We start from the raw sequence: 21,082 nt of genomic DNA, 5'->3' as shown, positions 1-21,082 counted from the left end.
CCCAAGGGGATTTCCCGACCCTTGTTTATGTCGTGGCTGGGTTATAGACGATAGTTTGAATACGCTGAGCTATTCGCACCTGTGAACTGAACACCAACATCGGTACCGAGCAAAATTCCAGAGGTTACGAATCACTCCTTGATGCTTTGCGATGCTTTAATCTGGCGTCGATTTTATCCGAAAGATCTTGGAAACCGTCCAGATCAAAAGGGGCGTAAATACGTTTGAGGCTGTTGGTTCGAATGACCATGCAATCGACTATAAGCACTTTTCCCATGCTGACCCCCACCATCTCGGTATATGGTATGGATACTTTTCGGAAAAATCGGTTTCTACCTATTACATCCTCAGATCTCAATTCGACGGAAAACAATCTGGAGGCTTGCGCCATCATGAACAATACAGCGAAGGCTGCCAGCAGTATTTCCAGATATTGGTAAAAGAGCCAGACGCCCAACTCCATGTTGAGTTGCGTTTTGTATGTGGAGAGTACAACACCCCCTGCAAACATCAATGTGATAAATATAAAGAACCGCTTGCTCATTGATAGCAATGGGTGCTTCCAATTTAATAGGTATTTCATTACTTATTCCAGTTGGATGGAAATATTACGAAAGATTAACCAGTGACTGACAGAAGACTCCCACCATATCAGGAAAATCTGCTATCGAGATGGTGGGTAGCACGGATTTTTTGGGTCGAGTTATTTATAATTGTCAGAATATGCTGTACTATTCGAACCTGTGAGCTATAAATAATTTTTATGAGCGAAGAGCCCTAAGCAAAGTCAAGTTTACTCGTTGTTCCAGTTGTACGCTTGAGAAATATTCCTCGATTTTTATCAAAAATGAATCAAGCCATTCATAAAGTTCTATCTCGTCATGAGACACCCACATTCTATTTTTTACTTCTAAATCTAGGTACGCACTCATAAAAAGGGGGCTGTAATATTCATCATCATACTTCGTTAGTTCAGGGGAAATGAATGTTGCGAATCCCTCAAATTTAGGGCGAAAGGTCATTTTAAATATTTTGCTATTTATTACCAAGTACCCTTTTTCATTTCTATCTAACGAACATCCAGGAGGGAGTTCTAAGCTGATTCGCTCATAAATAGCTCCATTTTTTCCACCGGAATGAGAGTATACGACCCCTTCATCAGGGTCATCCCCATCATTAATAAATGCTTCTCGCTCACACATATCTTTTGTGATTAAATCGATCACTCTATTTTTTAAAATATTACTTCCTAGATCACTTCGTTCAAGGCATTTGATTTTGTTACTTTCTATTTCATTTTCTACAAAGTATGAGTTTAAATGGTAGTCTAGTTGTTTTAGAAACATTAATTCACAAACGCTGTTCATTATGCTGTAGTAATCTACTTGATCTAAGTTTAATGTGTTTGCTTTTTTTATTTCATCGCTATTTGTTTTTATGAATGCTTTTTTGTAGGCCATGTTTTCATTTAGAAAGCCAACAAGATACTCTATGAAATCATCATTGAATTCATAGCTGTAGATGGGTTTTTTTATGATTTCATCGTCCTTGATGATGAATGCGACAGCTCCTGGTAAATTTATTTTCCTATACTGGCCAGCTCCCAAAAGCTTGTCTGCTAAGTAGAAGGCAATGATTAATACAACTGTAGCCGAAAAAAAAGAAATAGGCATGTACCCTATTAATTCATAAATAGATGTGGATAATAAGTTTATCCCAAGCGAAAATATAATCGCTGTAACTAATAGAAGTGAAAGTTCATTTCGACTCTTCTTAATTTGTGCTATTGGTCTCAATTTTTCATCCTGATATTATAAGTTAGTGGATGGCGCTATATTTTTGTTAGGTTTTTAAATTTAAAGGATATTTATGTAGCGAGGTTCTGTTATTCATTCGTGCCATATTGATTATTTTATATAAGAGAAAAAGGTTGTTGTGCTCCTGTGATGGTGGATGTAAATAAATTCTTATGGAAAGCAAATTTATTAGGTTTTGAAAATATACATTGATAATGCATCATGATGCAGAGCTTTATTATTTAAGAACAAACCACCCTGTCACTTAAATAATATTCATAGATACTAGTGAATAATGAAGGTTAGAGTTCTCTTTTAAGTTTAGGTAGAACATGTTTATTGTGTATGGAAAATATTGGATCTTTTAAATTACTGGTATCCCATTCTATTTATCAAATCGAATTTCCACCGATTTTTCGCTGCGCCTTGCCTCGCCGTGATAAACCGCTTCGATATTATTGCCGTCCGGGTCGAGCACAAAGGCGGCGTAATAGCCGGGGTGATAGATCCGCTCGCCGGGGGCGCCGTTGTCCTGGCCGCCGTGGGCCAGCGCTGCCTGATAGAAGCGATCCACCATGGCCCTGTCTTGTGCCTGAAAGGCGAGGTGGTGGCGGCCGGTCAATGCCCCCAGCGCCGCCGGGCTGTCGATGGCGGTGACAAACAGTTCGTCTGCCCAGAAGTAGCCCTCACCGGTGCCGCCTATGGGAATGTCGAGTGCGGCCAGTGCGGCCGTATAAAAGCGCTGGCTGGCGGCCAGGTCTTTCACCACCAGCTGGAGATGGTCGATCAGCCGACCGCGATGCAATGTTTGTGTTTCCATACACCACCTTGCTTTGCATGTTGTGGATGAGTCGCCGGCCACCCCTCGCTGTGATCGGCAGGAGTTGGCAAGCCGATGGCATGGCTACCGCCCCTGAATTTCAGCCTCCAGTCTGCTGCTTTGTAACCAACGGGGATGGCGGAGAGGGCTCATGGGTGACTCCGACGAGGCTTGGGTTGCCATTCGGGTATGGTAGCGAGAGAGAGGCGCAGGGGAAGGGCGAGGTGATAAATGTTGGGGCGGGATCAACAAATTGGTCAGTACGGCAGGGGGGGCCCTTGCCGGGGGAGAGAGGCTTGTTCAGGTGTGGGGAAGGGCAGTTGCCCCTCCCTCAGGCCAGTGCCAGTGGCTGGCGGGCGCGCCACAGCCGCTCGTGGAAGAAGAACACCACAGTGTTGATGGCAGGCTCGATCATCGCCATCACGCCGCCGGTGAGCAGCTCGCCGCTCAGCAGGAAGGCCACACCGAAGGCCACCGAGAAGTGGACCACCGCGAAGCTGCTGGTCTTGGCCTGCAGGCTGTGATTTGGTTTGAGCTTGTGCCAGCCAAGGTCATGAAAGTAGAAGGCGACCGTGTTGACGGCGGGCTCGATCAGGGCGATCAGGCTGGCGGTCAGAAGCTCACCGGTCAGCAGGTAGGCCACGGTAAAGGCGACACCGAAGTGCAGGATGGCAAAGCTGATGGTCTTTTTCATGATGGCGGCTCCCTCTGTTGATGATGAGAGTATCCGCCAAAATGAGACTAAATGAAAACCATTCTCATCTATTGCCCGGATAGGGAAAACCTATCAAAGGAAAAGTGCCTCCGCACTGTCGTGAAGCAGGCTCGCGGTGTGCCAGCATTTCGGGCAGGCCGGATAAAAACAGGAAGCCCCGTGACGGGGCTTCGCTTTTCTGTCTACCCTGGCACAGGGCCGCTATTACTCTGCGACCTTGTTGAGCCACTCGACCCTGTACAGAAGACCTTGGACACCCATCTTTTGGGTTCGGGCTATGCTACGCCTTGCTCAAAAAGGTGGGTGTCCCAGATTTGTGCCTCTAAGACTGAATTTAACTCATCTGTTATTTTGATCATGACTTCCTCAAAAATTGTAACGTCAAAGATCAGCGGCGCCGGAGGCGTCCGCCTGAATCGCCTTGTTAGACCCATCCACGATAAACTTGGCCCTTTCTCGTAATTCATCATAGAGGATTATTTCAATATTGCGCATATTGCGCCTGTACAATTCAAAGGTTGATGTTTTGATTTCGGCCTCCTTATTATCGCCAGCAAATTGCCCACTAGTGCCAATGACAAGTATGCAGTCTACATCATGAGTTTTTTCAGTTATCCTTTTCCCATCTCCCGTGAAGCAGTTGCCTGTGGATTCAATTTGCCATTGAGCCTTCTGGCTTAGAATTTGGCTAACCGCATGGGTTAAGTCGTCACTAAGCTGCCATGATTCTGAGCGATTTTGTTTATTCTTGAATAACGGGGTGTCGGGTCGTTTCAGTTCAACTAGTTTTGTGAACCGCGTGTCTGAAAGCAAGAAGTCAGAGATGACGGAATTGCCCCCGTCAAGATCGGTACCTGAAACACGGCATTCCCTTTGAAGGATGGACAGGTAGCAATAGCGTAAGCCATATCCAAGTATCCAGTCATTCTGTTCCAAAAACTGCTGATATTCTGGTTCTGTATGCGGTGGATCATCGTTCAGCATTTGATTGAATTTATCCCACGCTTCTCGTCGCCCCAAAATAGTATTTAAGTCATCATCGGACAGGTTCTCCTTCACTACTGCACGTAATGCCGGGATAACCTGTTCGTGATTCGATGCTTGCAGGATAGCAATCAACTCTTCGTTACCCTTCGCAACTTGAACGAAAGTACCGGATTTTCTCTTTGACTGCTCCTTGATCATTTCGTACTGACCTAGAAAGGCGTACAGCCCAGACAACTGGTCAATAGACAGTGAGCACGTAAATTTCGAGGTTCCAGTTTTGGAGCATGTCGCATACAGATGGGCAGCAAGCTCTTCCTTATTGCGTTCATCTGCATCTAGCCCTGAAATGTTGACGCGCACATCGCTAGTGCCATCGTTTGCAATGACATAGGAATGATCAACAGACATGACTACACTTTCGCGATTATGAATGTGTAGCCATCCCATTCAGGGTTATAATTTTCGTCAACCTCAAAAGTAGGGGAATCGACCTCTACCGTAGCGTGTGATATCTCACCTAAATCAAACATTCTGAAACTGGGAAATTCTTGGCCGCTATCAGTGACGCCACCTACCTGAACAATGTGCACCTTTGTGCTCTCCGTTCCATCCTTTTTCCGCATGACCCAAACTGCATGAGGATTCCCAATTCGTCTGCCAGGGGTCTTTCCCGGCTTGTTATATTCAAACGCAATTGGCTTCTTTTGTTCAATTGCTGAACGGATTACATCGAGTGACATTGGTATCTCCTTTGGTGAGGGTCTAACAGTGATTAGATAGAAGGCGGCACTAATCCGTTAGCAGAGGATTCCATATAACTCCGTAACATTCTCACTGCCGCCAAGTAAAAATTATCATTAAATCAACACATTACCAGCTTGCTTCTCGTGCTGGGCGTATTCGCTTGACTTCCTCTTTTTGCGCCACCGTTACTACTGTATGAAAAATCAGTGCTCAGCGCAGTCGTGGAAAGCGCCGTCAAAGCACGCCTGCATGAACAGGTCAGAAATCAGCATAAGGCTGTCACTATGTTGAGTGGGTCGTAGGCAACGTTCGCTTACCCATTCCATCCGGTATGGCTACCGCCCCTGAATTTCAGCCTCCAGTCTGCTGCGTTTAACCAACGGGATGGGGTTGGCATGGCTCATGGGGTGACTCCTACGAGGCTTTGTTGCCAATCGGGTATATTAGCGGCGGGTAGGCGGAGGGAAAGGACCAGATGGCCGATTTCTGATCTGGATCGACTAATTAGTCAATAACGACTGATCTGGTGTGCAGATGGAGCGGGTGCTGCCATTGGTGAGGAAAACAGTTAGTGGGTAAAGCGGTAGCGGGTAAAAAACAAAAAGCCCCTGAACGGGGCTTCTCTTTGCTGGCCATGCCGCCACGGTGAACGGCTTGGGTGAGCGACTTGCTGGCGCGTTGACCGGGCGCCAGAGCGGGTTGATACGAGCTTACGCTTCAACCTTGTTGAGCCACTCGACCTTGTACTGGGCGCCGGCGCCCTGGGCCAGCTTGGCACACAACGGTTTGAGGAAGGCTTCAATCTGCTCGTCCAGCAGCCAGGGGGGCTCACTATCAGCATGCCTGATCCGTTCATGCCCCAATCTTTGGTCTGGCCGGCCACTTCCAGCTCGGCCACCAGGACGTTGCCGAAGTTCTCGCGCTTGATGGCGCGCAGCATGTCGCGGGACTTGTCCGCCTCTTCCCCCAGAATGGGATACCAGAGGGCATAGATGCCGGTGGCCCAGCGTTTTTGCGCCTTTTTCAGGGTATCGACTACCGCGAAGTAATCTTCCTTCAGCTCATAGGGCGGGTCGATCAATACCAGGCCGCGGCGCGGCGTGGGCGGCAGCAGGGCCACCAGTCCCTCGAAGCCGTCCCTATGGTGCACGGCGACGCGAGGGTCGTAACCCATGTTGGCGCGCAGGTCTTCCACCTCGTTGTTATGCAGCTCCATCAGCGCCAGCTTGTCCTGCTCGCGGGCGAGGCGACGCGACAGCTCCGGCGAGCCGGGGTAGTAGTGCAGCTCACCGTTCTGGTTCATCTCCTCGATGACGCCGAGATAGGGGGCCATGGTGGACCACTGGGCCCGCTCGTCCCACAGCCGGTCGATGCCGTCGGCGTATTCCGCCTTCTTCTGGGACCAGTCGCCGCGCAGGTCGTAGAGACCGCCACCGGCATGGGTGTCCAGCACGATGAAGGGTTTCTCCTTCTTCTTGAGGGACTCGATGATCAGGGCCTGAACGGCGTGTTTCAGCACGTCGGCATGGTTGCCGGCGTGAAAGGCGTGGCGATAACTCAGCATATTAGGTCTCTGAGGGGGCCCTGCTGGGCCCCCAGTAACAATAGATAGTTCAACAGGTTGCGGCTGTTGCCGCGAAACAGGGTGAGGCTGCGCAGAGTCTGCAGCAGGACCCCTTGTTGCAGCCGCTCCAGCTCTAGCTCATGGGCCAGCATGGCCTGATACTCCTGCTCGCCGAGCCGCGCCTTGGCGCTCGAACGCAGGGTGCGCCAGGGGCCGAGCACCGCTTCGGTCTGCACCAGCGCCGGTTGCAGGTCGGTCAGATCGACCGGGATCCCGCACTGATCCAGCCGGTGCAGCAACAGGGCCAGATTGACGTTGCCCCCCTGCGCCTGCACGCTGAGCCAGTCCTGGCTGCGCGCACCGTACACCTCGCCGCTCCACTGCCAGAAGTCGAGCGGGCCCGGCAGTTCGTGGGCGGCGATCCGCTCGCTCGCCATCAGCTGTTCGTCACGCAAGGAAGGCCTGCTCCATGGTTTCCAGCTCCTCACTGAGGCTCATCCACTCCAGCTCCACCCCTTCCAGCTCCTCCTTGATGGGGCCCTGGGACTTGAGCAGCTCGGAGAGCTTCTGCTTGGCGCTCTCTTCGTAGATGGCGGGATCGGCCAGCTGATCTTCCACCGCGGCCAGCTTGGCCTGCAGTTTCTCCATGCTGGTTTCGAGCTTTTCCAGCTTCTGGCGCAGCGGCCGTGTCGCTTGCCGGAACTCCGCCTCGCGCCGCTTCTGATCCTTGCGCGCCACCGCCGAGTTGGCGGAGACCGGGCCATCGTCCGGTTTGGCGTTGGCCTCTTTCTCCTGCTCGCCGAGCCACTTGTGGTAGTCGTCCAGATCGCCGTCGAACGGCTCGACCCGGCCACCGTGCACCAGATAGAAGTCATCTGTGGTGGTACGCAGCAGGTGCCGGTCGTGGGAGACCACCACCATGGCGCCCTCGAAGCCTTGCAGCGCCATGGTCAGGGCGTGGCGCATCTCCAGATCCAGGTGGTTGGTCGGTTCATCCAACAGCAAGAGGTTGGGCTTTTGCCAGGTGATGAGGGCCAGCACCAGCCGCGCCTTCTCGCCGCCGGAGAAGGGGGCCACCTTGTCGAGCGCCTTGTCACCGTGAAAGCCGAAGCTGCCCAGATAGTTGCGCAGCTCCTGCTCGGTCTTGTCCGGCGCGAGGCGCACCAGGTGATCGAGGGGCGAGTCGTCCAGGCGCAGGGTCTCCAGCTGATGCTGGGCGAAGTAGCCGATGCTGACCCCGGCGCTCACCTCGAGCTTGCCGGAGAGCGGCGGGTTGGAGCCCGAGAGCATCTTGATGAAGGTGGATTTGCCGGCGCCGTTGCGACCGAGCAGGCCGATGCGCGAACCCGGCACCAGGTTGAGTTTGATCTTCTCCAGGATCACCTTGTCGCCATAACCGGCGCTGAGGTTCTCCATGGCAATCAGCGGAGTCGGCAGGGCCGACGGCTCGCGAAACTCGAAGCTGAACTCGGAGTCGGCGTGGGCGGGCAGGATCTTCTCCATCCGCTCCATCGCTTTGAGCCGGCTCTGGGCCTGGCGGGCCTTGGAAGCCTTGTAGCGGAAGCGGTCCACATACGCCTGCATGTGGGACATCTCGCGCTGCTGCTTCTCGTACATGGATTGCTGCTGGGCCAGGTGTTCGGCGCGCTGCAGTTCGAAGTCGGAGTAGCCGCCGGTGTATTCGTTGAGCTTGCCGTTCTCGATATGGATGATGCGGCTGATGACCGAATCGAGGAAGTCGCGGTCATGGGAGATCAGCACCAGCGTGCCCTGATAGGCCTTGAGCCACTTCTCCAGCCAGATGACGGCATCTAGATCCAGGTGGTTGGTCGGTTCATCGAGCAACAGCAGATCGGAGCGGCAGAGCAGCGCCTGGGCGAGGTTCAGGCGCATGCGCCAGCCACCGGAGAAGCTGCGCACCGGCGAACTCAGCTGCTCGTCGCTGAAACCGAGGCCGTGCAGCAGTTCGGCGGCGCGGGCACGAATGCTGTAGGCGCCTATGGTGTCGAGCTTGCCATGCAGCTCGGCCACCAGCAGCCCGTTGTCATCCTGCTCGGCCTGGGCCAGCTGGGCCTCCAGCGCGCGGAACTCCTTGTCGCCGTCGATCACGTAGTCGAGGGCGGAGCAGTCCAGCGCCGGGGTCTCCTGCGCCACGCCCGCAATCTGCCAGCCGGCGGGCAGGCTGAAGGTGCCGCTGTCGATGGCCAGCTCGCCCCGTACCAGTGCAAAAAAGGTGGACTTGCCACAGCCGTTCTTGCCCACCAGACCCACCTTGTGGCCGGGATGAATGGTGGCGGATGCGTTGTCCAGCAGCTTGCGGCCGCCGCGGATCAGTTCGATTTGACTGGCAACTATCATGGATTGGTCTGCTTGGCTCAAATGGAGGAGAAAAACTGGCGCGGATCTTACGTGAAACGGCGCAGATTTGCACTTGAGGCGGGGGGCAACCACTGGCTGGGGGGCAAAAACATGCCATAACAGAGCAATCAGTCAGGGTTGGGGAGGTTAGCATGCTTATCAGGGACATCATGACGACCCGGGTCGCCACCGTTTCCATGGATGACAGGCTCAATGTCATCAAGGAGATCTTCGAGCAGGCTCACTTTCGCCACCTGCTGGTGCTGGAAGAGGAGGAGCTGGTAGGGGTCATTTCGGATCGGGATCTGTTCCGCGCCATCAGCCCCTATCTGGACTCCGAGGCCGAGATGAGCCGCGACACCGAGACCCTCAACCGGCGCGCCCACCAGATCATGAGCCGCCACCCCATCACCATCGCCCCCCAGCTCACGGTGCGGGACGGGGTCAAGATGATGCTGGAGAAGAACGTCTCCTGCCTGCCGGTGCTGGAAAACGGCGCCCTGGTCGGCATCATCAGCTGGAAGGATCTGCTGCGCGCCGCCCTCGACAGCGACGCTTTTTAGCCCGCCAGCACAGCTTACAAGACAGCGAAAAGGGCTCCGAGGAGCCCTTTGTCGTTGGCGGTCATGGCGCCTTGCCCCTGTGTCAGGGCAGCGGTTCCACCAGCAGGATATGGGAGTCATGCCCCGTCACCCGCACCTTGCTGCCGGCGCTCAGTGGCTGGTTGCAGCGCACCGTCCAGGCGGTGTCGTCCAGGTGTACCCGGCTCATCCCCTGAGTCACGTCATCCAGCAGCACCAGCTCGCGGCCAAGATAGCCCTGCATCCGCTCGTTGATGGGGGCGGCGGCATCCCGGCTGGAGCGATCCCGGCGATGCTGCCAGCGCCACCAGGCCCAAGTGGTGAGCAGGGATTGCAGGCCAAACAGCAGCAGTTGCGCCTGCCAGCCGAAGGGCCAGACCAGCAGCAGCAGGCCCACTTCCAGCGCGGCGATGCCGGTCCAGAGCAGAAAGCCCACCGAGCCCAGCACCTCGATGGCCAGCAGCGCGAAGCCGAGCCCCAGCCAGTGCCAGTGGGTCAGCCCCTCGAACAGGGCTGTCATGATTTGCCGCCCTTACCATCCTTGAACAGCTCGGCCATGCCGGCCACTGCGCCGATCAGGCTGCCCGCCTCCAGCGGCATCATCACCACCTTGCTGTTGGGGCCTTCGCCGATGCGGGCCAGTGCCTCGGTGTATTTCTGGGCCACGAAGTAGTTGATGGCCTGCAGATCCCCTTCGGCGATGGCCTTGGAGACCATGTGGGTCGCCTTGGCTTCCGCTTCGGCGGCCCGCTCGCGCGCTTCGGCGGCGAGGAAGGCGGCTTGACGTTCACCTTCGGCCTTGAGGATCTGGGACTGCTTCTCCCCTTCCGCTTTCAGGATCTTGGACTGGCGCACCCCTTCGGCTTCCAGTACCTCGGCCCGTTTCTGGCGCTCGGCCTTCATCTGGGCGTTCATGGCTTCAACCAGTGCCAGCGGCGGACGTACATCTTTGATCTCGATGCGGGTCACCTTGATGCCCCAGGGGGCGGTGGCGGCATCCATGGTGCGCAGCAGCTTCTCGTTGATGGTGTCGCGCTGGGAGAGCATCTCGTCCAGCTCCATGGCGCCGAGCACGGTGCGCATGTTGGTCATGGTGAGATTGCGGATGGCGCTGGTGAGATCGTTGACTTCATAGCCGGCTTTGCGGGCGTCCACCACCTGCACGAAGCTGATGGCATCGATGGTGACGTTGGCGTTGTCACGGGAGATCACCTCCTGCGCCGGGATGTCCAGCACCTGTTCCATCATGATGATCTTGTGGCCGACCCTGTCCACATAGGGGATCAGCAGGTTGAGGCCCGGCACCAGGGTGCGGGTGTAGCGGCCGAAGCGCTCCACGGTCCAGTTGTAGCCCTGCGGCACTATCTTGATGCCGGCGCTCAGGGTCGCGAGCACCAGAAACACGAAGATCCCCAGCACAATCAATGACTCATTCATTATTAAGCTCCTTATGAAACACTTTCACTAGCCTATGGCCTTGCGCCTGGCACCACAAGCGCCTTGCTTCGCCTTTGTCATCATACGGCTTTGTTAATTACTAAAATGCATTAAAAAGCATTTTTTATTATTTTGAGGGATAAGCAGCCCTGCCTATAGTCGCCCCATATTAGTCGTGTTCCGAGGGATGGGCCGAAATGGATTATTTGCCGATGTTTGCCAAATTGGACGGTCGCCCGGTGCTGCTGGTGGGAGGGGGCGAAGTGGCCCTGCGCAAGGCGCGCCTGCTGCTGGCGGCCGGTGCCAGGCTGACCATCGTCTCCCCCGAGCTGGAACCCGACTTCCATCAATTTACCGATCGCTTCACCCATCTGGCGGAGCGCTTCACCCCGGCCCACTTGGCCGGCCAGATCCTGGTGGTGGCTGCGACCGACGATCTCGAGGTCAACGCCCTAGTCTATCAGAGCGCCAACCAGCTCGGTCTGTTCGTCAACGTGGTGGACGACCCCAAGCGCTCCAGCTTCATCTTCCCTTCCATCATCGATCGCAGCCCCATCATGGTGGCCGTCTCCAGCGGCGGCAAGGCGCCGGTGCTGGTGCGCCTGTTGCGCGAGCGTCTGGAGAGCCTGCTGCCGCGCCATCTCGGTGGGCTGGCCGAGCTCTCCGGCCGGGTGCGCGACCAGGCCAAGCGGGTGCTCTCTTCGATCTCCGACCGTCGCCGCTTCTGGGAGCGCGCCTTTGCCTCCAACACCCTGGCCGGTCTGATTGAGAAAGAGGATTGGCAGGGGGCCGAGCAGTGGCTGAACGATGGCCTCGACCAGGCGACAAGCGAAGTGGGCGAGGTGGTGCTGGTCGGCGCGGGCCCCGGTGATCCGGGTCTATTGACCCTCAAGGCGCTGCAACAAATTCAGCAGGCCGAAGTGGTGCTCTACGACCAGCTGGTCTCTGCCGAGATCCTCGACCTGGTGCGCCGCGATGCCACCCTGGTGTCGGTCGGCAAGAAGGCCGGCGCCCACAGCGTGCCGCAGGAGGAGACCAATCGCCTGCTGGTGGAATACGCCAGGGCGGGCAACCGGGTGGTGCGGCTCAAGGGGGCGACCCCTTTATGTTCGGCCGTGGCGGCGAGGAGCTGGAAGTGCTGGCCGAGGAGGGCATCCCCTTCTCGGTGGTGCCCGGCATCACGGCCGCCGCCGGTGCCACCGCCTATGCCGGTATTCCGCTCACTCACCGCGACCATGCCCAGAGCGCCGTCTTTATCACTGGCCACTGTCAGAACGATGGCAAGGAGCCCGACTGGCAGCAGCTCGCCGCTACCAGCCAGACCCTGGTTATCTACATGGGGCTGATGCGCTCCGAGCATATCCGCCAGCAGCTGGTGAGCCATGGCCGCAGCAGCGCTACTCCCATCGCCATCATCGAGCGCGGCACCACCGCCCGCCAGCGGGTGCTGACCGGCACCTTGGCGGAGCTGGCCGAACTGGCCCAGCAGGCGGTGAGCCCGTCACTTATCGTCATCGGCGAAGTGGTGGCCCTGCGCGAGCGGCTCGCCTGGTTTGGCGAGGGGCAACAGCAGGGCGCCTGCGACCTCAAGCTGGTGAACCTGGCCTGAGCGCCGGCGGCGACATCCATCGATTTGACGGTGCGGCCATGGCGGCACCGACCTGAACCAACACCGCGCCCTGACCTGGCGCGTTAGCAATGAACCGAGGACCCAGACATGGACCGTGAAAGACTGACCCACTTGCAGCAGCTGGAAGCCGAGAGCATCCACATCATCCGCGAGGTGGCTGCCGAATTTGAAAACCCGGTGATGATGTACTCCATCGGCAAGGACTCCTCCGTCATGCTGCACCTGGCCCGCAAGGCCTTCTATCCGGGCAAGATCCCGTTCCCCTTGCTGCACGTCGACACCGACTGGAAGTTCAAGGAGATGATCAAGTTTCGCGATGAGACCGCCAGGAAGTACGGGCTGGATCTGATCGTCCACAAGAACCCGGATGGCCTTGCCATGGGCATCAACCCCTTCGTGCACGGCAGCGGCAAGCACACCGACATCATGAAGACCGAGGGGCTCAAGCAGGCGCTCAACAAATACGGCTTCGACGCCGCCTTCGGTGGTGCCCGCCGCGACGAGGAGAAATCCCGCGCCAAGGAGCGGGTCTACTCCTTCCGCGACAAGTCCCACCGCTGGGATCCGAAAAACCAGCGTCCGGAGCTGTGGCGCGTCTACAACAGCCAGGTCAACAAGGGGGAGAGCATCCGGGTGTTCCCGCTCTCCAACTGGACCGAGCTGGACATCTGGCAATACATCTACCTCGAGAACATCGACATAGTGCCGCTCTACTTTGCGGCCCATCGCCCGGTGGTGGAGCGCAACGGCATCAAGATCATGGTGGATGACGAGCGCATGCCCATCGGCCCGGAAGATGAGGTGAAGCAGGAGCTGGTGCGCTTCCGTACCCTCGGCTGCTACCCGCTGACCGGTGCCATCGAATCCGCTGCCACCACCCTGCCGGAGATCATCGAAGAGATGCTGCTCACCACCTCGAGCGAGCGGCAAGGGCGGCTCATCGACCACGATCAGGCCGGCTCCATGGAGCAGAAGAAGCGTCAGGGCTATTTCTAAAAAAATGTTCTAAGGAATCGCAACATGAACAACCACATTCAGACCGCCATCAGCGAACAGGGCATTGAAGCCTACCTGCACGCCCAGCAACACAAGAGCCTGCTGCGCTTTCTCACCTGCGGCAGCGTGGACGACGGCAAGAGCACCCTCATCGGCCGCCTGCTGCACGACTCCCAGCAGATTTATGAAGATCAGCTCAAAGCGCTGGAGTCCGACAGCCAGAAGCTCGGCACCACCGGCGAGAAGCTGGACCTGGCCCTGCTGGTGGACGGCCTGCAGGCGGAGCGCGAGCAGGGCATCACCATCGACGTGGCCTACCGCTATTTCTCCACCGCCAAGCGCAAATTTATCATCTCGGACACCCCGGGCCACGAGCAGTACACCCGCAACATGGCCACCGGCGCCTCCACCTGCGATCTGGCCATCATCCTGATCGACGCCCGCAAGGGGGTGCTGGATCAGACCCGACGCCACAGCTTTATCGCGAGCCTGCTTGGCATCAAGCAGTTCGTGGTAGCGGTCAACAAGATGGATCTGGTGGAGTTCAGTCAGGAGGTGTTCGAGCGCATCAGCTTGGAGTATCGCGAATTCGCCAAGAAGCTCAGCGTCGACACCATCCATATCGTGCCGGTCTCGGCGCTGGACGGTGACAACGTGGTCAACCCAAGCGACAAGCTGGCCTGGTATCAGGGTGAAGCCCTGCTCTCATTGCTGGAGTCTGCCGATGTGATACAAAATGCAGAGCGCGAGCTGGAGCGTCACCCAGTGCGCCTGCCGGTGCAGTATGTGAATCGCCCCAACCTCGATTTTCGCGGCTTCGCAGGCACCTTGGCCTCCGGCATCCTGCGGGTCGGCGACAAGCTGGCGGTGCTGCCGTCCGGCAAAGAGAGCACGGTGACTCGCATCGTCACCTTCGACGGCGATCTGGACTACGCCCTGCCGGGTCAGGCCATCACGGTCACCTTCGCGGACGAGATCGACATCAGCCGGGGCGACCTGCTGGTGGATGCCGCCAGAAAGCCGCTGGTGACCCAGAATGTGCTGGCTCACATCGTCTGGATGGGGGAGGAGTCCCTGCAACCGGGCCGGGTCTACGACGTCAAGCTGGCCACCAAGAAGAGCCGTGGCCAGGTGGAGGCCATCCGCCACCGCATCGAGATCAACAAGCTCGATGAGCTGGATGCGAGCGAACTCAAGCTCAACGAGATCGGTCTGTGCGAGCTGAGCCTGACCGACCCGGTGGCGTTCGACCCGTATCAGGAGATCCGCGATACCGGCAGCTTCATCCTGATCGACCGGCTGACCAACGTCACCGTCGGTGCCGGCATGATAGTGGAGGGCTTGGCCGCGACAGTGGCAACAGGGCACTACAGCGAGTTCGAAGTGGAGCTCAACGCCCTGGTGCGCAAGCACTTCCCCCACTGGCAGGCGCTGACCATCAGCAACGACGCAAGCAAGGAATAAGCCCATGACCTGGCAACAATCCCTGGTGCTGGGTCTGCTGGCTGCCCTCGTCGCCCTGCTGATCCAGGGCAAACTCCGGCCGGCGCTGCTCTTCTCGGGCGCCGTGCTCATCACCTATCTGAGCGGCCTGGCGGACATCAACGCCGTGGTGGCGGGCTACACCAACAGTGCCCTGCTGACCCTGGTGCTGTTGCTGCTGGTCTCCTTGGCGGTGGAAAAGACCCGGGTCATGAGCTGGTTCGCGAATCTGGTGGGCACCGGCTCCTTCAACAAGGTGCTGGTGAAGGTGTGGTTCTCCACCGCCTTCCTGTCGGCCTTCGTCAACAACACCGCCGTGGTGGCGTCCATGCTGGGGGCGGTCAAACGCAACCCCAACCATGCGCCCTCACGGCTGCTGTTGCCCATGTGCTTCGCGGCGACCTTTGGCGGTGTGCTGACCCTGATCGGCACCTCCACCAACCTCATCGTCAACAGCTTCCTCATCAAGATGGGGGCCAAGCCGCTCGGCATGTTCGACTTCTTTATGGTGGGGGCGGGGACCCTGCTGACTGGCCTCATCGCCGTGCTGCTGTTTGCCCGCCACCTGCCGGAGCAGGACACCGAGATGAGCCGCGAATCCGGCTACTTTCTCGAGGCCAAGGTGGGCCCCGGCTCGCCCATGGCCGGGCGCAGCGTCAAGGAGAACGGCCTGCGCAGCCTGAAAAGCCTCTATCTCGCCGAGATCATCCGTGGCAACCAGGTGATCTGCCCGGTGCAGCCGGAACACGAGCTGCACGAGGGGGACATGCTGCTGTTTTGCGGCGACGTGGAGAGCGTCGGCGTGCTGCAGGAGCTCAAGGGGCTGGATCTCTACGGCCAGCACAGGCTCAACGGCCAGCACCTGGTGGAGGTGATCGTCAGCCACAGTTCGCGGCTGGTGGGCCAGACCATCAAGGATGCGGAGTTTCGCACCCACTTCGATGCGGTGGTGCTGGCGGTGCGCCGCGGCGAGACCCAGCTCACCGGTGGCCTCGGCCAGATTGAACTGCACGCAGGGGACACTCTGCTGCTGGCCCCCGGCCCCAAGTTTGCGGGCAACAAGTCTCTCTCCCGCGAGTTCGTGGTGGTGAGCGGGCTGGAAGCCTCCACTCGGCTCGATGCCACGCGCAGCGCCGCCGTGGTGGGCGGCTTTCTCGGAGTGCTGGCGCTGTCGGTGTTCGATCTGGTGCCGCTGTTCAAGGGGCTGCTGGTGATGCTGGTGGTGCTGCTGCTCTCCCGCATCCTGACCCTGGACGAGATCCGTCGCCGCTTTCCGCTGGATATCTGGCTGGTGGTGGGCGGGGCGCTGGCCATCGCCGATCAGCTGGAGAAGAGCGGCCTGGCCAAGCTCATCGCCGACTGGCTGATGGGGGAGTTCAACGGCGCCAGCCCCATCATCGCCTTTATCGGCATCTACCTGTTTACTCTGGTGTTGACCGAGCTGATGAGCAACAACGCCGCCGCGGCCCTGGCCTTCCCCATGGGATTCCAGCTGGCGCTTAGCATGGACGTCTCCACCATGCCGTTCATTCTGGCGGTGCTGTTCGGAGCGAGTTCCAGCTTTATCCTGCCCTACGGCTACCAGACCAATCTGATGGTTTATGCGGCGGGCAACTACAAGATGCCGGATTACCTTAAATTAGCCCTGCCGGTCTCGCTGGCCTACAGCATCGGGGTGATCGTCATGGTGCCCCTGCTGTTTCCGTTTTAAGGTCTGATACCGGGGAATGTGTTAAGGGCTGCTTATGTTAACGCAGCTTTTATCAAGGCTGCTTATGATGCAGGGGAGTGCCAGGGCACTGGCATCCAGGCGTGAGCGCCAATCAGGGGGGTTGCATGCGCAATCTCAGGGCATCAGCACCTTGCCGCCTCATCGCGAGGCGGCTCCCTGTGGTGCCGGACAGTTTAAGTTTTGAGGCGTGAGCGCCAATCAAGGAGTGTTGGATGAGCAATATCGTGTGGCATGCCCATGCCGTCGACAAACAGAGCCGGGCCGAGCAGAAGGGGCAAAAACCCCTGGTGATCTGGTTCACCGGACTCTCCGGGGCGGGCAAGTCCACCCTGGCGGGGGCGCTGGAGCAGGCGCTGGCCGCCTCGGGCAAGCACACCTACCTGCTGGATGGGGACAATGTGCGCCACGGCCTGTGCGGCGATCTCGGCTTCGATGACGCCGCCCGCCAGGAGAATATCCGCCGGGTCGGCGAGGTGGCAAAACTCATGGTGGATGCGGGCCTTATCGTGCTCACCGCCTTTATCTCGCCGTTCCGTGCCGAGCGACAACTGGTGCGCAATCTCGTGGGTGAAGGGGAGTTCGTCGAGGTGTTTGTGGATGCGCCCCTTAGCGTGTGCGAAGAGCGTGACCCCAAGGGGCTCTACAAGAAGGCGCGGGCAGGTGAGATTCGTAACTTCACCGGTATCGACTCTGCCTATGAGGCCCCCGAGCAACCGGAGATCCATCTGCTGAATGCCGGCAAGCCGGTGGAAGCGCTGGTGGATGAGCTGCTGACCGCCCTGCGGCAGCGGAACTACCTGTAGTTGTTGAGTGGCGCCGTCTTAGGAGCTGGGTTGTTATCCCGATAACTGGGTAATCACTCGGGCAGCAAGCCGCCAGCAGCAAATAGAGAGCAGGCGCGGGTCGCAAGAGCTCAGGCCATCTTTGCTCGCCTCGCCTGCCAGTCACTGGATCGGAAGAACCTAAAACAAGTGCCTGGCGGCCGTTCAGTTGGCTACCACAGGCGCTTATGAGCTGGCAGCAGCCACTATAAGCAGAAGTTGGGTTATCAGTGGAAACCCCATAAATCCAGCTTATAGTGGCACCGGTGAGCTAAGAGCCACCTCAAGGCTGCCGATATCAGCCTCACAAGGGGATTTCCCGATCCTTGCAGATGCCGTGGCGGGGTTATTCGCGATTGTCCGAATACGCTGCGCTATTAGAACCGACGGGCTGTTTGGCTGCCCCTTTGGCGGGCCTTGTTATGATATTACCTGGCTGATATTTTAAGAGCCAATTCTAAACTCCGGTTCCACCCAATCACTAGACCAATTCAACGGTTCGCTTAGAGCTGCTATCTGGCCATACTCTTTGAAAAAAGCATCAACAATTTTTGGGTCTGTTAATACAACAGCGTTTTCAAATGAACATGTAGCATTCTTCGTGAAGTTGAATGACCCAGTCCAGACTTCATAAGGCTTGAAACCCCCATTTTCATGGCCGTCATCGGGAACCTTGCAAAAGATTAGGAATTTGTTATGCATTCTAGGAAATGCTGGTTTCTTTTCTTTATTATGATTACCGACGCAGCGCACGGATTCTAAAGTAGGATCCGCGCAATAAGACATCATATGGATAGCTGTCCCTTGAAGACCCTCGTCGTATCGAATTAACCCATTCTTCAATTTAGAATACAATCCAGCTAAATAACTTTTCCATTGTGATCTACCATCAATATCTGGCCTCAAGAAATCCTCTTTTTGTACGATTATACTAATCGCCTGTTTTTTAGATAGGGCTGAAATAATTTTTTCGCTTGTAAGCCATGCTATGCAACCGAGAACCACATCTGCGGAATCAATCCGTTTAATAAGCTCTTTTTCTAAATTTCTGAAATAGACATGTGCATCTCCGCTTGAGGAAATACCACTGTAGTCGGAAAGGCTTTCGTCCGGCCCGTCCGCATTTGGAATTTTATAATCGTGAAGATTCATCTATGTGCTCTCATGTTTTTTTCATAACAGTGATTAGATAGAGGGTGGTGCTAATCAGATAATCGAGTCTTCCGTATAACTCAGTCTCCCTTGTAACCGCCACGGATAAATTCATCTTAAATCATGATATTGCGACTCCATATCTGGTATCTTAACGTGCTCGTTTGAGATTCATCTTCTGCTCTGCCATTTCCGCAGTGCAGAAAAGTGAATGAAATCAGTACCGTCACCATATTGAATGAAGCATAGCATCTCACCACCTGCTTATCTATCCCATCAGACGAAGCTACCGCCTCTGAATTTCAGTCTCCAGCATGTTGCTTTTTACCTGGAGTGTTGCTCTGGTCTGGCTTATGGCAGACTCCGACGAGAGATAAATTAATAAACTGTTTATCAATGTATAAGGAGGCAATTTACTAGCATGCTTATCCCCACTTCAATCAGTTGCCGCTGGACGTATTGGCTGGGTTACCTAGCTTCGACCTTAACCACATACTTATATCGCTCACGACTTCTTTGCGCTGGCTTTTCCCGTCACTGTTTTTCAATCCATGATCCAGTGTTTTGTAACGCCGATACTCAATATTGCTTTTCCCGAGGACTTTAAGACGCTGCATCAACTCATCTGTTTTTTGAGGTGATACCGAAGTGTCTCTCCCTCCCTGAATGACCAGCAAAGGAGATTTTACGTTTTTCAGGGTATCAAGCTGATCGATGGAGAGCATCTGCTGCCACCAATGATAGCCATGTCCGCTCACATCAAGTTCAAAGGGCTTGCTGTTAAGAACATGTTCGGCAAACCCTTTAAAACCGTCGATCTCTTTTCTCGCAGCTGCGGGATTTTTATGCTCTGCAGCGATGCTGTATGAGACGTCATCGATAAACCAGCGGCCACCGCCATTAAATGCGATGGTGGCATCGATAGAGTCAATATCTGCGCTCACCCGGTTGGCGATAACGGCACCTTCACTGCCGCCCAAGAGGATAAATGTCTTGTATTGCCCATCTTTTCTAACGATATCGAGCACTGTTTTGATATCCGCGACCCGCTGCGCAGGATTGTCCTTTTCAAGGTACTGGGCAGGGCAATCCTTGCGTTCGGCATCTTTACTGTATTTTAATTTGCGATTAATGCCGTACTTTTCGATTAGCAACACATCAGCTTCTGGCCAGACATTTTTATACTCGGTGAGTATGGACTCTATTTTCAAGACACTATTGCAATCAGAGCCTTGCAGGATCAACAGCAGTGTATCTGTGTCATGGAGATGTTGGACAAGATAATAGGAGATAAACGAACCATCATCCCTGCTGGCTGTGCGAGTCATGATCTCCTGAGAGTTCACCGAACTCGTCAAAAAGAGAAAACCAAAAAATATTAATAGAACTTTCATGTTGAATATGATGGTTGTGTTTTTTTAATGATTGATACTAAGAAGAATGTGGTAATCACATGCTATCAATCTTATCGGTTTATCTATTTGGAAATATTGAATTATTTAAATTTCATAGGCTAAACCTTGCTTGTTTCTGAGCACTAGCTGATAGGCGTGATCTCGCAATAAAAACATCATCAACTCAATATCCTTAAGTTGGGATAATTTGATAGGATGGGCTTCCCATCGAGGTGGGGGGTGACCGGCATCGTTACAATGAGCAAGATATATTCGTTGTTTGCTCCGATACAGGGCGAAAAAGCTCATGTCACATTGCTTAGCTATAGATAAATATGGCTCAAAAGAAAGTTCATACAAATTCATTTCATCATATTCGGTTGAGCTTATATAACGAGACATCTCGTAATATGAATCAGGTAAGCTCGCGTCTTGGCTTATTGAATTAAATAACTTGATAACTTCTTGAATATGAGAAAGCTTTATTATTGGTTTTCTTTTCAAACTTTTACCTCTTTGGTCGTGATCTTCCCAACATTCAGGCAAGGCTACCGCCCCTGAATTTCAGCCTCCAGCCTGCTGCGCTTTCCCTGCGATATAGCTCCGGTCTGGTACATGGCGGACTCCGACAAGAGGTGATCCTGATGGCCATGTTACCGAACGGAGCTGGTTAGGGAAGGGGGAGTGAGTGATTTCTCGGGCAAGATCAATAAATTGAGCTGCCATGGGGTGATGGTCGGGCGATGGGGGATCCCTGCGTCCGTACTTTCTCAATGCTCGCTGCGCATTTGGACGGGGAATGAACTGCGGGGCAGTCACGCTGTTGAGTGAGGCGCAGCACAGATAGCAGGGCGAGGGCATCAAGGTTGGGGC

18 protein-coding genes and 2 pseudogenes are annotated in these 21,082 nt (G+C 55.5%); 6 read left to right on the top strand and 14 right to left on the bottom strand.

From position 1 onward, the window contains the following. Nucleotides 1–124: 124 nt before the first annotated feature. From ACPDZI_RS17820 to ACPDZI_RS17780, 9 genes and pseudogenes are all read right to left on the bottom strand, one after another. Nucleotides 125–583 carry a hypothetical protein gene (locus tag ACPDZI_RS17820; RefSeq protein WP_207137329.1) on the bottom strand — a complete coding sequence of 153 codons (459 nt, stop codon included), beginning with the start codon at nucleotides 581–583 and terminating at the stop codon, nucleotides 125–127. A 178-nt stretch (nucleotides 584–761) separates the two neighbouring features. Next, entirely contained in the window at nucleotides 762–1,796 is a 1,035-nt protein-coding gene (locus tag ACPDZI_RS17815) for a hypothetical protein (protein WP_438833566.1), read from the bottom strand. 385 nt (nucleotides 1,797–2,181) lie between these two features. Next, a complete protein-coding gene (locus ACPDZI_RS17810) occupies nucleotides 2,182–2,616 on the bottom strand; it encodes a VOC family protein (RefSeq protein WP_438833565.1) in 435 nt (144 codons plus the stop codon). Between the two features lie 331 nt (nucleotides 2,617–2,947). Then, entirely contained in the window at nucleotides 2,948–3,310 is a 363-nt protein-coding gene (locus tag ACPDZI_RS17805) for a DUF2061 domain-containing protein (protein ID WP_270831825.1), read from the bottom strand. A gap of 402 nt (nucleotides 3,311–3,712) precedes the next feature. Next, nucleotides 3,713–4,726, bottom strand: coding sequence for a Shedu immune nuclease family protein (locus ACPDZI_RS17800; RefSeq protein WP_044800749.1), 1,014 nt, complete (start codon nucleotides 4,724–4,726; stop codon nucleotides 3,713–3,715). Between the two features lie 2 nt (nucleotides 4,727–4,728). Next, nucleotides 4,729–5,058, bottom strand: coding sequence for a hypothetical protein (locus ACPDZI_RS17795; RefSeq protein ID WP_215783444.1), 330 nt, complete (start codon nucleotides 5,056–5,058; stop codon nucleotides 4,729–4,731). 714 nt (nucleotides 5,059–5,772) lie between these two features. Continuing rightward, nucleotides 5,773–6,626: pseudogene (locus ACPDZI_RS17790) on the bottom strand (23S rRNA (adenine(2030)-N(6))-methyltransferase RlmJ). Continuing rightward, nucleotides 6,620–7,081 carry a DUF2390 domain-containing protein gene (locus ACPDZI_RS17785; protein ID WP_016351916.1) on the bottom strand — a complete coding sequence of 154 codons (462 nt, stop codon included), beginning with the start codon at nucleotides 7,079–7,081 and terminating at the stop codon, nucleotides 6,620–6,622. The pseudogene ACPDZI_RS17790 and the gene ACPDZI_RS17785 overlap by 7 nt, the downstream one beginning before the upstream one ends. Further along, nucleotides 7,074–8,984: an ABC transporter ATP-binding protein gene (locus tag ACPDZI_RS17780; RefSeq protein WP_323934742.1), complete on the bottom strand. Its 1,911-nt coding sequence runs from the start codon at nucleotides 8,982–8,984 to the stop codon at nucleotides 7,074–7,076. Before ACPDZI_RS17780 ends, ACPDZI_RS17785 begins: the two co-directional genes overlap by 8 nt. 152 nt (nucleotides 8,985–9,136) lie before the next feature. On the opposite strand from ACPDZI_RS17780, the gene ACPDZI_RS17775 reads away from it, so the two are divergent. Next, the gene (locus ACPDZI_RS17775; RefSeq protein WP_011707313.1) at nucleotides 9,137–9,547 is read left to right on the top strand and encodes a CBS domain-containing protein; all 411 of its coding nucleotides are present in this window, start codon (nucleotides 9,137–9,139) and stop codon (nucleotides 9,545–9,547) included. 82 nt (nucleotides 9,548–9,629) lie between these two features. On the opposite strand, the gene ACPDZI_RS17770 is transcribed toward ACPDZI_RS17775, so the two are convergent. Continuing rightward, nucleotides 9,630–10,085, bottom strand: coding sequence for an NfeD family protein (locus tag ACPDZI_RS17770; RefSeq protein ID WP_011707312.1), 456 nt, complete (start codon nucleotides 10,083–10,085; stop codon nucleotides 9,630–9,632). Further along, on the bottom strand, nucleotides 10,082–11,002 hold the full coding sequence (locus ACPDZI_RS17765) for an SPFH domain-containing protein (protein ID WP_011707311.1): 921 nt from the start codon (nucleotides 11,000–11,002) through the stop codon (nucleotides 10,082–10,084). The genes ACPDZI_RS17770 and ACPDZI_RS17765 overlap by 4 nt, the downstream gene beginning before the upstream one ends. Nucleotides 11,003–11,199: 197 nt before the next feature. Here ACPDZI_RS17765 and ACPDZI_RS17760 point away from each other — a divergent pair. The 5 genes and pseudogenes from ACPDZI_RS17760 to cysC form a co-directional block, all read left to right on the top strand. Beyond that, nucleotides 11,200–12,495 (top strand): annotated as a pseudogene (locus tag ACPDZI_RS17760) (uroporphyrinogen-III C-methyltransferase); the annotation flags it as partial. A 224-nt stretch (nucleotides 12,496–12,719) separates the two neighbouring features. After that, on the top strand, nucleotides 12,720–13,628 hold the full coding sequence (gene cysD / locus ACPDZI_RS17755; protein ID WP_016351912.1) for a sulfate adenylyltransferase subunit CysD: 909 nt from the start codon (nucleotides 12,720–12,722) through the stop codon (nucleotides 13,626–13,628). A 24-nt stretch (nucleotides 13,629–13,652) separates the two neighbouring features. Next, nucleotides 13,653–15,092 (top strand): sulfate adenylyltransferase subunit CysN, encoded by a 1,440-nt coding sequence (gene cysN / locus ACPDZI_RS17750; RefSeq protein WP_438833563.1) that lies wholly within the window; start codon nucleotides 13,653–13,655, stop codon nucleotides 15,090–15,092. A gap of 4 nt (nucleotides 15,093–15,096) precedes the next feature. Continuing rightward, nucleotides 15,097–16,821, top strand: a complete 1,725-nt coding sequence (locus ACPDZI_RS17745; protein WP_438833562.1) for an SLC13 family permease — start codon at nucleotides 15,097–15,099, stop codon at nucleotides 16,819–16,821. 233 nt (nucleotides 16,822–17,054) lie between these two features. Continuing rightward, the gene (gene cysC, locus ACPDZI_RS17740; protein ID WP_438833561.1) at nucleotides 17,055–17,645 is read left to right on the top strand and encodes an adenylyl-sulfate kinase; all 591 of its coding nucleotides are present in this window, start codon (nucleotides 17,055–17,057) and stop codon (nucleotides 17,643–17,645) included. A gap of 462 nt (nucleotides 17,646–18,107) precedes the next feature. Here the strand turns inward: cysC and ACPDZI_RS17735 are convergent, their stop codons facing one another. The 3 genes from ACPDZI_RS17735 to ACPDZI_RS17725 form a co-directional block, all read right to left on the bottom strand. Further along, entirely contained in the window at nucleotides 18,108–18,815 is a 708-nt protein-coding gene (locus tag ACPDZI_RS17735; protein WP_139399242.1) for a phospholipase D-like domain-containing protein, read from the bottom strand. A gap of 440 nt (nucleotides 18,816–19,255) precedes the next feature. Then, entirely contained in the window at nucleotides 19,256–20,143 is an 888-nt protein-coding gene (locus ACPDZI_RS17730; RefSeq protein WP_438833560.1) for an alpha/beta hydrolase family protein, read from the bottom strand. 171 nt (nucleotides 20,144–20,314) lie between these two features. After that, entirely contained in the window at nucleotides 20,315–20,713 is a 399-nt protein-coding gene (locus ACPDZI_RS17725; RefSeq protein WP_089503669.1) for a hypothetical protein, read from the bottom strand. Nucleotides 20,714–21,082 lie beyond the last annotated feature (369 nt).

Source organism: Aeromonas oralensis, assembly GCF_049665575.1.
Lineage (GTDB): Bacteria > Pseudomonadota > Gammaproteobacteria > Enterobacterales > Aeromonadaceae > Aeromonas > Aeromonas hydrophila.
The sequence above is the reverse complement of the archived record's forward strand: the minus strand, read 5'-3'. Positions and strand labels throughout refer to the sequence as shown.